This is a genomic window from Paenibacillus sp. PK4536 (assembly GCF_028594455.2).
GTDB lineage: Bacteria > Bacillota > Bacilli > Paenibacillales > Paenibacillaceae > Saccharibacillus > Saccharibacillus nuruki.
Genome location: NZ_CP126313.1, coordinates 931,847 through 944,381, shown reverse-complemented (window position 1 = coordinate 944,381; position 12,535 = coordinate 931,847). Strand labels below are relative to the sequence as shown.

Here is a 12,535-nt window from a genome sequence, read left to right as displayed (position 1 = left end):
TTTTTGTATAGCCTTGTGTATTTAGCTAGAGGATTCTAAAGGTTCGGTCTGCAACTGTTGTTGCTTGTTGAACAGACTAGGAGCGATAAATAGACTAAGTAAAATACTTGTAATAATCGCTGAAGTCATCGTTGTAAAAACAATTAATAATTGAAAACGCACTGCTGTGATCGGATCTGCACCTGCGATAATCTGTCCAGTCATCATTCCCGGTAATTGGACTAATCCCAGTGTTTTCTGACCATCAATAGTAGGGATCATACTGGAACGGACTGCGCTTTTGAGTACAGGCATTATCGCTTGTCTTGGCGTTCCTCCGAGTGATAGAAGGAGAATAATTTCCCGTTGTCGTAGTGTCACTTCAGAACGAAGTCGAGTGACTAACAAGCTTCCCAGTATCATCGAATTTCCGATAATCATACCGCTGATCGGTATAATATAACGGGCAGTTGCTGGAATAATGTTGAAGCCTAACAATAATGCTTGTGTGACAATCTCGACAATCACTAATGTAATAAATACTTTGATCGTCATATACGGAACCGATTTTCCTTTTTTGGAAACATTCAGTGAAGCAACTGTAATCATCAACAATAAGAATAGACCGACGACCCATAATTGCTCTAAGCCGAAAATAAAATTCAACACATAGCCGATAATTAACAGTTGGATAGTAGCTCGTAATGTAGCGATCAGTACATCTTTTTCTAGCCCTAATTTGAAAGAACGAGATAACACAACAGCAAAAAGTACAAAACACAAAGATAGCGTCAAAGCGATAATGGTCATTGGAGTTCACCTTTGATAAATTGCCGGGCTTCTTCTGTCTGTGGATGTGCAAAAAAGTCAGCGGTTGATCGCTGTTCTAACAATTGCCCGTTCATCAAAAACCATGTTTCTTGTCCAACACGTTGTGCTTGTTCCATCTGGTGAGTCACCCAGATCAAAGTGATCCCTGATTCTCGATTGATTTCTAATAACAATTGTTCCACTTCTCGTACAGAAGAAGGATCAAGTGCAGAAGTGATCTCATCAAGCAATAAAATTTGTGGTTGATTAGCAAGTGTACGTGCGAGTGCTAAGCGCTGTTTTTGCCCGCCAGACAGGTCTTGTACGTGTTGTGTGAGTAGACTTGAAGATAACCCTACTTGTTCCATAAGAGTCTCAGGATTGCCGATATCGATCCCGTGTAAGCGCTGAGCGGTCTGCAAATTATAAAGAGCAGTACCTTGTACCATGGGAGCATCTTGAAATACAATGCCTACATTGCGACGCAGTTCAGTAATAGACCAGCTATGTATATCTTTGCCTTGAATATATAATTGTCCGGTGTCTGGAGTGATCAGTAGATTGCAAAGCGATAGCAATGTGCTTTTGCCAGAACCAGAAGGCCCTACCAGTGTAGTAATCGAGCCTTGCTTGATATCCCCATCAATACGATCTAATACAGTCACCGTATGATTAGCATGTGCAAACGATTTGGTGATATGTTGAAATTGAACCGCACAAGCAGATGGATGTGATAATGTCATTCGTCGCTCCAACATCCTTTCGTAATCTTTCTAACGTACTCTTTTATTATAAATAGTTCTGCAACAATAGAAACATCCTCAGGTGTATCTTTTGGTATACTGATTTTACAGAAAATAAGAGTAAGTGTTGAAGGAGGATTGAAATGTCATTTTCAATCGTTGTTTTTCAGGGACCTAGTGCATCAGGTAAAAGCACATTACAAGCAAGACTGGGTGTACCCAAAATTGTAACATGGACATCCCGCCAACCTAGAGCGGGTGAACAAGATGGTGTTGATTACCATTTTGCGACTAGAGAGCAGATTGAACTCATGTTTCGTCAAGGATTGATGTTAGAAATGAGTGAATATCGCAATAACCTATATGGAACATCAATTAGCTCGATTGAAGATGCAGGCAAAGATGGACAGGTACGTTCAACTGTAATGGATGCACCCGGAGCCAAGATAGTCAAAGACAAATGGGGCGACCGTGTATTGTTAATTGGTGTACTGGCCGATCGGGAGCAACTGGCAAAGCGATTATTTGATCGTAAAGTTAGTATTGCTGAACAGGAACAACGGCTACTTAGTTATGATCAAGAAAAATCAGCATTATCTGCATGTGATCTGATTATTCATAACTCGGAAGGACAATTACGTATAGCCGAAAAGGTGATTGACTTTATTCGTGAAGGCATCACTCATGCTGCACGTCCATAAGTAGATAACAGATAAACAGAAAGCCCCAAAACCATTTTTCATGATTTTGGGGCTTTCTCTCAAAAAAATTATTTAAGGTTGTCTTCAGGCAATGAGTTGTGAGATTGTGGCGGTGCCGGTTTTAGTTCTGGCTTCACGCTAAACGGTTCTGGCTTGCTGATTTTAAATTCATGACCATCCGGTGCTGGCCCGTTTATCCATTTCAGTTCTTTACTACTTTCAGAATTCGTGTAAAGAGTATGAGAAAATTCGGTTGCTTCCCATTCTGGCGGAAGCGTTCCAGGTACAATTGGACCTTCTTTTGCTTCTAGTTCTTTAATAGCCGCAAGCCACTGGTTTTGGTGCATGGTGTCGTGGGCCAATAAGAATGAAAACAGGTCTTTTACGCCTTTATCATCTGTCATGCTATAGAGACGGGCTACCTGCAAACGCCCTTGTGATTCTGCATTAACGTTGGCACGAAAATCAGCCAGCAAGTTGCCGCTTGCTACGATATATCCTGCGTTCCAAGGAACACCATTGCTATCTTTTGGAGAAGCGCCTAGACCGTGAACAATGGCGTGCTGAGGATTCATGCCGCCCATGATGGCTCCAACTATTGGATCACTTGCAGCTTTTTCCTGTTCATGAACAGGTGCCCCTTCAAGGAGTCTTGCCACCATCGTTGCGAGCATTTCAATATGCCCCAACTCCTCTGTTCCTGTATCCATCAGCAGATCTTTATATTTTTCGTTTCCTCTTGTACTCCACCCTTGGAATAAATATTGCATGGCAACTGACATTTCGCCGTATTGACCGCCGATCAGTTCCTGCACTTTTTTAGCAAAGACTGGATCTGGAGCATCCGGTTTTGCGTAATATTGAAGTTCTCCTGTGCGAAAAAACATAAATAAAACCTCCAATTTGATTTTAGTTTTTATCCTTAGAGCTCACTTGCCTTTGTTCTTTGGAATGGCATTTTTTGGATGCCTACCATCATCATTAGAGTCACTTCTACTTGCATGGAGTTATCGATTTTTAGTATTCAAATGTGCAGGAACGGATTCATTTTCTACAACATTCTGTTACTGTTTTAGAGGGTTACCCATTCGTCTCAATCATTGATAACTCTGCAATCTATTTTTACCTAAATCATTCTTTTTAAAACCCATATTCTGTATTTTTTAGCTCATCTCAGCATTCTTTTTTATTGTTAGGTATGCTCCATAGATTCTACTCATATTTAATAATTCAAATAGAGCGTTCACAGATAAAAAGAGAAATTCGTCGTGAGTAACACGGCTTTACCTTTTAGTGTTGTGCTATTAACACAGCTGTTACTTCTGGTAATAACTCATATATAAACGAAAATAAGAGCTCTTTTACTTATTACTCCTTTTGGCTCCAACAATAAGATGATGTAGCTTACATCGCTTTCGAAATTCCAATCCAGCAAGATATCCTTTGTTTCAGCTACTCGTTTATAACCGAATATTGTAGCCATAGAAAAAAAACACCTCAGCATTGATTTACTGGTATTTTCATACCTGTTTTTCAACGAAAGGTGTTTTTACATATATCATGTATAACGCAAATTTATTCCGATTTCGGATGGCGTTCTTGCAATTCAAGCCAGATAGCAGCTAGATCGAGTTCACCTTTACCATTATTATTCGCTTCACGATACGTGCGATCAGCGGCTTCTGCAAGTGGCAATTGTAGGTTTAACCGCTTCGCTTCAGTCGTGAGTAAGCCCAAGTCTTTGGAAATTAGACTTAACATAAATGCCGCAGGGAATTCGTTATGGATAAACATCTCTTTTTTACCCGCTAATAGCGGAGTTGCTACAGCAGATTCACCGAACATTTCTAATACTTGTTCGCGTTGTAATCCAGAACGTTCAGCGATTAATAACGATTCTGCAATCGCTTGTGTAGAGATACCTAGCAATAAATTGATCGATAATTTGGCAGCACTACCGTTACCCACTTCACCGAAATGGATCGTTTTCTTCCCTAAAATATCAAAAAACGGTTGGCAAGCTTCGATCTCTGCCGTCTGACCGCCTGCGAGAATAACGAGATTGCCTTGCTCTGCTGGCGCAACAGAACCAGATACTGGAGCATCGACATAGATTGCTCCTTGGGCTGATATCTGCTCGGCAAATTCTTTTGCTTCTTCCGGGCTGATTGTGCTCATATTGATCACATACGTACCTGCGCGAAGCTGACTCAGAATACCTTGTTCTCCGCTCAGCACATCGTCTATCGCTTCTTTTTTGGTCAGCATGATAAAGACGGCTTCTGCTTGAGCGATGGCTTCTACAGGGGAAGCGTATAGTGTTGCTCCTGCTTCGGCTAAAGGTTGAGCGCGCTCTATTGTGCGATTGTATACCCGTACGTTATATCCCTCTTTAAGCAAATTGTGAGCCATAGGCAAGCCCATATGACCTGTGCCGATCCACGCTATATTCTTCATTATTGCCACTCCTTTGATGAGTATAAAATGATCTAATCGTGATGCTGATTTGTTTAAAGCTATTCTTTTGATGGTACTCATGTATGAATACCCAAATGATGTTCAACTTATGCTTTATTATAAATGGTTCTTCTTTATCCGACCATAACAGTTGACATTATCGCAACCTGTAACTATAATTGTTACATGTAAGGGTTAATGCATATTACAGCTTGATAGCTACACATATAGCAAGTACGTATTTCGTCGAATCATACACATTAAATGGAGGTTTTAGATATGAAAATCGCAGTTATTGGTGCAACAGGTAAAGCAGGATCATTGATCGTTGAAGAGGCTTTGAGCAGAGGACACGAAGTAACAGCAATCGTCCGTAACGCTTCTAAAGTACAACAAGATAAAGTGAATGTAGTTGAAAAAGAAGTATTGGATCTAACAACAGAAGATATCAAAGGCTATGATGTTGTAGTGAATGCATATGGTGCTCCGCAAGGACAAGAAGAATCTCATGTGACTGTAGGTCAATCGTTGATTGAGATTTTGAAAGGTGCTCCTGATACTCGTTTAATCGTAGTTGGTGGTGCAGGTAGCTTGTATGTAGATGATGCTCAATCCGTACGCTTAATCGATACACCAGACTTCCCGGAAGCTTACAAAGCAACCGCATCTAATCAAGGCAAAAACTTGGATGATTTGAAAGCATCTAGCGGTATCCAATGGACATTTTTAAGTCCTGCTGCCTTTTTTGATGCATCAGGTCCACGTACAGGTTCATACACAGCCGGTCAAGAAAAAATGATCGTTAATAATGAAGGCAACAGCTACATTAGCTATGCTGATTATGCGATTGCGATTGTAGACGAAGCAGAGCAAGCTGCACATGTGAACCAACGCTTTAGTGTAGTAGGCGAAGCGAAGTAATATTCTTTTCAAATAAAATAGATGTATGAAAATCTATAGATAGATTCAATCATCTGTACAATCACAAAAAACCTTTTTCCTTATCATAGGGAAGAGGTTTTTTGCAATCGTATTTCTCTATATTGATGCAATAAATACATAGCATTCCCTGTAAAAACCATATATAATAAGTGAAAAAACAATTCCGATCAGAATTGTAGGGAAAACGGTGGGATATTATGGGTAAGCATATCAAAGGCGTAACCTCCATCAAAAAAGCAGTCTATGACCGAATTGCGATGCAGGACGATATATCCAAAGCAGAAATTATGAATGAATTTCAGATGACTAGCAGTAGCCTTACTCGTCTGCTTGAAGAAATGACAAATGAAGGTTGGATTATGGAGTCTGGATTCGGTCAATCGACAGGTGGAAGACGACCGATTTTGTATCGGATCAATGCGAATTTTCGCTATATTTTTGGCTTAGATATTTCACGTATTTATTCCGTATTGGGGCTTTATGATATGCGGATGCAACCGTTAGCGATGGTGCGCTGGTCTATGGATGAGAGCATGACACCTGAGCGATTAGTCCAGCATGTACAGCAACAAGTAGAACAGATGTTATCTGAGCAAGGCATAGCCCATAACTTGGTGATCGGAATGGGTGTAGGTGCAGTAGGACCTCTTAGTCGTGAGCAAGGCAAAATACTTAATCCGCTTTACTTTGCAGCACCGGGTTGGAAAGACATTCCACTACGACGCTGGTTAGAAGAAGCGACAGGCTTATCAGTTACGCTTGAAAATGGAGCGAACACCGCACTTACAGGCGAGCACTGGATGGTGCGTGATGAACATATCCAACATATGTTGTATGTGCATGTTGGTACAGGTCTACGGTCTGCGATGATGTCTAATGGACACGTGGTGCATGGAGCAGTCGATATGGAAGGTTCGATTGGACAGATGATTATCCAGACGGATGGACCACGGCTTCATGGAGCAGGTAATTATGGAGCTTTAGAAGCTTTTGCATCCGTACAAGCGTTAGAACAACAAGTCCGTGCTCGTAGCAAAATGGGGCGTTCTGTGTGGGACAGTCAGGTCGCCGTGAAGCCAGAAGCAATTAATTTCACAACATTAGTGCAGTCGTTAGAAACAGGCAATGACCATATCAAAGAAATCTTTGCTCAATCAGCGGCGTATATGGGGATTGGGTTAGCGAATCTGATCAATATTTTGCATCCGGAAAAGATTATTCTGGGTGGTGTGCTCATCAATTCACATGATCTGTTCTACAATACAGCCATTGCGGTCGCTGAGCAGAATATCTATTACTCCAATAGTTATCGACCTGTATTTTCAAAAGGATTGTTAGAAGAAAATGCAGTAGCTACTGGAGCCGCTGTTATGGTCTGGCACGAGATGGATCTGTAACAAACACAAGAACATACAAAAATAACCCCTAGCTTTCTTGGAAATATCTCAAGAAGATAGGGGTTATTGATATTTATTGCGGTTTGAGTTGTGCTAGAATCTGTGGATCTTTGATCTTGTGATCTTGAGCAAGCATAACGATCTTAGATAAAATCTCTGCTGTTCTCGGATCTTCATCCATAAATGGTAAAAATAATCGTCCACGATGCTGAGAATGGACAGGGATAATATGCAGAGCACTAGCAGCTTGTTGATACACGATCGCACTACCTAGATGCACACTGTAATTCCCTAAACTTCCCTCAATACGAGCATGGTTGCCTTCTACTTTTACATTGTCGATATGAAGTAGACGTAACGATTCTTCCACAATCACACGACGCATTTCGATTGTGGTTAAGCTACTTTCAGGATCAACACCACCTACATGAGCTACACTGACCACCAGATCCACATCACGCATGATTTCAGAGAAAATCAGTGGCGATACTTGATCAAAAGGCAACCGTTCATAGTTAGAACGATTATAAAATTGTACCGTTTCCAGTGTAGGTGCTTCTGTATCCGCAGGTGAGAACCAATCTGCTAGCGCATAGAGATTGGCAATAATATTTTCTTTGTAATAGACTTTCTGCAAGCCTTCTTCGTAACTGACAGTCCAACCTCTTCCACGTAGTAAAGCGACCGCTTTGTTCGGTTGAATCTGGTATCCAGCATAACGACGAGAAAGGTTACCACTAGCACGCTCATCTTCGTTAGGGAGATACAATTCACGGAATACTTGCTTGAACGGTTGACGTTGCTGACGCTCAAATAGATCCCGTTGATACAGACTCCATTGACCACTTTCATACAGATGGACAGGGTGAGCAATAATCACTTGATCTTCTAATTGCAAAGGATGCGCGGTACCGTCTGGACTGCGCAATAGACTAGCTTCCCCATCAAGATAACCGAGTGCTTGATCTGCCTGTAACACCAATGTATTGACCAGTGGAGCAAGAACAGGATTATGTGATAATTTGATCAATTCATCTGCTGTAAAAGTAGTGCTGTTGGTCATCGAACGTTCCAATTCTTGACGGGCACGACGATATTGATCGGTTAGTTCAGATTTTACTTCTTTCAGACGAATAATATATTCATTTTTATTCAGACGTGCTGGAACCGATTTGAGTGGTTTCTCTTGCTTGATCGCTGTTAAGCTAGTCTGCCCTTCATGATCAATCACTAGCGAGACGTTCAGACCTTCTTCAATCGCGTGTGGTTCAAAATAAGCCAGCAAATCATCCAACTTGCGTGATTCCATATCCCATTGAAGACGGGTGACATCGGTATAACCAGCATTACGAGCCAGGTTATCCAGTGCGATTGCCGAGACCGCTCCTTCACTAGCACGACGCTGTGCACCGAACGTTTTACTTTGCTTGAGGAACAATTGAATAAATTCATACCGCTGACGAATATCAGCATCACGCTTGATACCTGAAGCCAGTGGAATCAAGCTATAAGCAAGCAACTGATCTTTGTTACGCTTATCTGCTACAGACTGTTGAATCGATGCTAGATCAAGCTTACCAAGTACCGCATCGGCGAATAATTGACTGCGACGATGATTCGAGCCTGCCGAGATATATTTAGCACACTCATATAAGATATCAAATCGTTCTGTACCTAATTCATCATAGGCTTGACGGAACCAGACGATATCGAACGCACCATCATTGAACTCTTGTGGAGAAATCGGTGAATAATGCGCTACAATCGTTTCTTTTTCCGCTGAGAAAGTCTCATTAATATGGGCATGGAAATACCATGCTGCACTACGTAGACCTTTCCAACCTAGATGTTTGGCGATGATTTCAATCCATTGCGGAGCATACATCGCTGCTTCTAATAATTTCTTGTCATCTATCGGATATTGCTGAAGTAACGATTCTAATTTGTGCTCATCTTCGCCTTCTAAAGGATACGTGTTTTTGAGCAAATAACTGAATGTTTCTTTCTTCGTAATACTATTGCCATATCCGTAAATATACCCGCGTACAAACGTTTCTTTTTGCAGATTCGAGAGAATACGTACAAATACATCAGTGCCTTCTACACGTTCAATATTCATCGCCAGTGAAGTCACTTCAGTAACCAGTTCTCCACGGCTAAGTTCAATTTCCAAAATGCGAGCAAGTACAGCATCTCGAATCGGTATCATTTTAGGATATTCTTTTACATTAATATGAGTAGCATATCGAATATTCTGAGATGTTAATTCCCGAATAAACTGGCGACTGAGATCACTGCTCATAATTTTGGAATAGATTTCATTATCGCTGATTTTGCCCCACTCATAAGCACGTGCATAATCCGTTGTGCCCAGTAGACCATCCTGACCATAATAAAATTCCAATGTATAAAAGATATGGAACATTTGCATGGACGATTCTTGATCGTAGAGACGACTGCGTACTAACGAGCGCCACGGTGAAGTCAAGAATTGGAACAACCCTTGTTCCTCTTTGAGTTGATCTTCAGGGAACGTATACATCATCGTAATCAGTGCATCTCGTACCATCGCAAATGTCGCTTGTTTATCGCTATCTTCCAAATACGCTCGGATCAACTCATCCAATTGTTGACGATACGGAAGATTTTTGTAGAACGTTTGGATCGTTAAGATTTGTTCTAACGGATAAATAGACTCGATAAACGTTTGTCGCCAGCCTTCCAACAATCGATATTTCCCTAGCTCCATATAATCCATTTGATCAGAGAAATAGCTGTATAGATCACGTAAAGTCTGATCATACATTTCGGATTGCGTATACAAATACAACTGTACGATTCCTTCTACAGAAAGATCACTTTGTTGTAGATACTGTTGCCATACATCAGGTAAAGGATAGCGTTCGATCTGAGGAGTTTTGTTATCCTCTGTCTGATTGTACCAACCCCCATTGAGTCGATCACCAATTAACATCGTTTCTTTATAACCGCTATAGTATTCCACTGTATATTCATGATCTCGATGTTCATGTACCAAGTCGTTCAACCCTTGTAGAAAATGGGTGATCTGTTGAGGGTCGATCGTAAATACATCTCGATCCAATAGGAAATCTGGATGTGCTGGTTTTTCTTTTAACCATTCATCCATCATTCGAGGATCAAATAATCCAAATCCATTGTTTTCATTGTATTTATCAGTTGATCCTAATTTATCAATCAAGACTTGTTCTTTGGCAGTTGGCTTGGCTATCGTATCTAGCAATGGTAATAAACGTTCATACTGTTCAGACCGTTCAGGTTTGCTTTGTAATTCACTGATCGTTTCTAAGCCAGCCAAACGTTGCAATTCGCTTTTACTTTGTATTAAACGCTGAACTGTAGTGTCTAGTGAGTCCGCAGGTTGATTAAGAAGCAATTGAATCGCACCTTGACGCAATGAACCTGTTTTGAGTTTGAGTAGATTTTCGATATCTTGTAATTCCTTATCGTTCAATATAAGCTTATTAGCTTGTTTCAGAGCTAACTCACGATTAGACATACTTTTATCTGATAGTGAAGCAAATACAAACTGTCGTTGTTCCGGCATATCTGTATTTGAAAGATAATGTTGTAGTATGGTTCCACGTAGATCAGGGCTTAATTTATCTTTTAACTGTAAAATTTCACTGATCCATTGTTCATCCATATCATATGCCGCTAGATACAGCATTTTTTTGATAGGCAGATCAGCAGAATAGCTCACCTGTACAAAATCCAGCACACTCGACTGGAATGAAATCTCACGTCCATTCAGACTTGAAAATAGATTGCGGAAATGTTCAAAGTCTTGTCTACGTACCTGTTTATCTTCTAACAAAGGAGTGCGAGGAACTACCAGTTGAAGTGTTGCCATATCGCGTATGGTTTCCCATGAGTAGTAACATTCATAATCGTAGTTCACAAGTACCCAATAGCGGATTTCATCATCCTCTTCTGCCAGATGAGGTTGTGCAATGCGTAAGCGCAAATCTTTATTCTGACTATTACGAAGGACATAAAGCGCTACAATCTTCTGATAACGTGCTCCTGTATCCATTAGATGTTGAATCCGTTCATAGACATCTTGCTCTTCATGCACAGCAGTTGCCCACAGGCTCATATAGATATGCTTAGCATTTTCACTGCTTAACCATTCTTCTCGTACGGAGCTGTCTGTTAATGCTTCATACGCTTGTGTGATGAGTTGCTTGGATACTCGTGTATTCGTTGCTTCTAGATTGATGCCTGTCCATGTTCCTAATGCACGCACGATAGAACTATAACGAATGAGATCATTTTCAATAATAGTACGCAGTAAAGTCATTGTGGCTTCCAAAGTACCTTCGTCCAGTTGCTCGACAATACTTTGACGTAGACCTTCTTGCAGACGAGCGGCTATCAGCAATTCGCTGATCATGTTGTATGCTTCCGGTTGATGACTCATAAGCATCCCTTCAATCATTGAGCGATCGAATAGAGCGGTCTGATTGTCTCCATAAATGATCTCATGCAAAGCTTTTTTCACTTCAGGTTGATCATGATCCCATGCGTAAGCGATATGAATAGCAATCGCTTCTTTTTGTACCCGATAATCTTTGTTGAGCGGATAATCACGTTCAGTCAAATACGTATGCAGATCAAATTCATACGCATTTAGGAAAAAGAGAGAGATTAATTGAGATAAGATTGGTGCTATATGTAAAGAGATATCAGATGTACGGTAAGGACGGCGAGTATAACCAACACTATACGGGTACTCGGTTGCATGTTCTGTCACATAGCGGAAAAGATCAGCAGTAGCTTTATCGGATAAACGTTCCACAACTTCAATCAAAGGTTCAAAAGATACCGACTGAGTATCGGTTTTCACCCCTAATATCTGTTTCAGCTGATCCACTTCATCGTCACTGTTCGTGATATAAGTATGCTCATAGAGGTGTACACAATACTGAGCAATCTGCTGTTGTTGACCTGTCAGTTCAGCAGTCCTCTTCTTCAAATGTTCAAGATATTCATCATAATAATTGCGTTCACTCATGATTTGTAATCCCCTTTCTTACCATTGGCTTCCTGCAAGCATTGTAAAACGGATAAAAGCCACATCATCTCCATCAGTCAAATGAACTGCATCATCCAGATGATCGATTTCCTGTTCCCGAATAAATACTTTGTACAATCCATCTTCAAAAGCCAATAAAGCCGCTTCAATCGCCGTAGATTCATCGGGTGTACGATCATCGTGTATAACTCCAAAGCCTACTTTGCCGGCTTCTCCTTGTTCATTAACTTGATCAGGTGTTAAGTAGGAGAGTAGTGAAGAATGCTGTTGGCGCTCGGTAAATGCACGTACATTTTCTTTGACCACTTCGGTTAGAAAATCACGTAAGGTAGCCGGAGCAACAGGGATATCCAAAGGTTCGTGTGTCAGCGCATTTTTGCGTTTACCAAGACTTTTGACAGTAACATAGATACGCATAAGTGTATTTCC

Annotated in this window: 9 protein-coding genes; 3 read left to right on the top strand and 6 right to left on the bottom strand. The window is 40.9% G+C overall.

The window, feature by feature from the left end:
• Positions 1-21: 21 nt before the first annotated feature.
• Entirely contained in the window at positions 22-789 is a 768-nt protein-coding gene (locus PO903_RS04415) for an ABC transporter permease (protein ID WP_069325759.1), read from the bottom strand.
• On the bottom strand, positions 786-1,532 hold the full coding sequence (locus tag PO903_RS04410; protein ID WP_273592716.1) for an ABC transporter ATP-binding protein: 747 nt from the start codon (positions 1,530-1,532) through the stop codon (positions 786-788). Before PO903_RS04410 ends, PO903_RS04415 begins: the two co-directional genes overlap by 4 nt.
• Before the next feature lie 143 nt (positions 1,533-1,675).
• Here PO903_RS04410 and PO903_RS04405 point away from each other — a divergent pair, with 143 nt between their 5' ends.
• A complete protein-coding gene (locus tag PO903_RS04405; protein WP_273592715.1) occupies positions 1,676-2,233 on the top strand; it encodes a guanylate kinase in 558 nt (185 codons plus the stop codon).
• Positions 2,234-2,301: 68 nt separating this feature from the next.
• On the opposite strand, the gene PO903_RS04400 is transcribed toward PO903_RS04405, so the two are convergent.
• A complete protein-coding gene (locus tag PO903_RS04400; protein ID WP_273592714.1) occupies positions 2,302-3,120 on the bottom strand; it encodes a manganese catalase in 819 nt (272 codons plus the stop codon).
• 688 nt (positions 3,121-3,808) lie between these two features.
• A complete protein-coding gene (locus tag PO903_RS04395; RefSeq protein ID WP_273592713.1) occupies positions 3,809-4,690 on the bottom strand; it encodes an NAD(P)-dependent oxidoreductase in 882 nt (293 codons plus the stop codon).
• Positions 4,691-4,969: 279 nt separating this feature from the next.
• Between PO903_RS04395 and PO903_RS04390 the strand changes: the two genes are divergently transcribed.
• Both PO903_RS04390 and PO903_RS04385 read left to right on the top strand, forming a co-directional pair.
• On the top strand, positions 4,970-5,611 hold the full coding sequence (locus PO903_RS04390; RefSeq protein WP_069325754.1) for an NAD(P)-dependent oxidoreductase: 642 nt from the start codon (positions 4,970-4,972) through the stop codon (positions 5,609-5,611).
• Between the two features lie 218 nt (positions 5,612-5,829).
• Entirely contained in the window at positions 5,830-7,029 is a 1,200-nt protein-coding gene (locus PO903_RS04385) for an ROK family protein (RefSeq protein WP_069325753.1), read from the top strand.
• Between the two features lie 73 nt (positions 7,030-7,102).
• On the opposite strand, the gene PO903_RS04380 is transcribed toward PO903_RS04385, so the two are convergent.
• Positions 7,103-12,085 carry a DUF4132 domain-containing protein gene (locus PO903_RS04380; RefSeq protein ID WP_273592712.1) on the bottom strand — a complete coding sequence of 1,661 codons (4,983 nt, stop codon included), beginning with the start codon at positions 12,083-12,085 and terminating at the stop codon, positions 7,103-7,105.
• Between the two features lie 18 nt (positions 12,086-12,103).
• A complete protein-coding gene (locus PO903_RS04375) occupies positions 12,104-12,523 on the bottom strand; it encodes a hypothetical protein (protein WP_273592711.1) in 420 nt (139 codons plus the stop codon).
• Positions 12,524-12,535 lie beyond the last annotated feature (12 nt).

Coding starts and splice junctions, on each gene's coding strand:
- PO903_RS04415 (WP_069325759.1), bottom strand. CDS start 789: ATGACCATTATCGCTTTGACGCTATCTTTGTGTTTTGTACTTTTTGCT.
- PO903_RS04395 (WP_273592713.1), bottom strand. CDS start 4,690: ATGAAGAATATAGCGTGGATCGGCACAGGTCATATGGGCTTGCCTATG.
- PO903_RS04405 (WP_273592715.1), top strand. CDS start 1,676: ATGTCATTTTCAATCGTTGTTTTTCAGGGACCTAGTGCATCAGGTAAA.
- PO903_RS04410 (WP_273592716.1), bottom strand. CDS start 1,532: ATGACATTATCACATCCATCTGCTTGTGCGGTTCAATTTCAACATATC.
- PO903_RS04385 (WP_069325753.1), top strand. CDS start 5,830: ATGGGTAAGCATATCAAAGGCGTAACCTCCATCAAAAAAGCAGTCTAT.
- PO903_RS04380 (WP_273592712.1), bottom strand. CDS start 12,085: ATGAGTGAACGCAATTATTATGATGAATATCTTGAACATTTGAAGAAG.
- PO903_RS04400 (WP_273592714.1), bottom strand. CDS start 3,120: ATGTTTTTTCGCACAGGAGAACTTCAATATTACGCAAAACCGGATGCT.
- PO903_RS04375 (WP_273592711.1), bottom strand. CDS start 12,523: ATGCGTATCTATGTTACTGTCAAAAGTCTTGGTAAACGCAAAAATGCG.
- PO903_RS04390 (WP_069325754.1), top strand. CDS start 4,970: ATGAAAATCGCAGTTATTGGTGCAACAGGTAAAGCAGGATCATTGATC.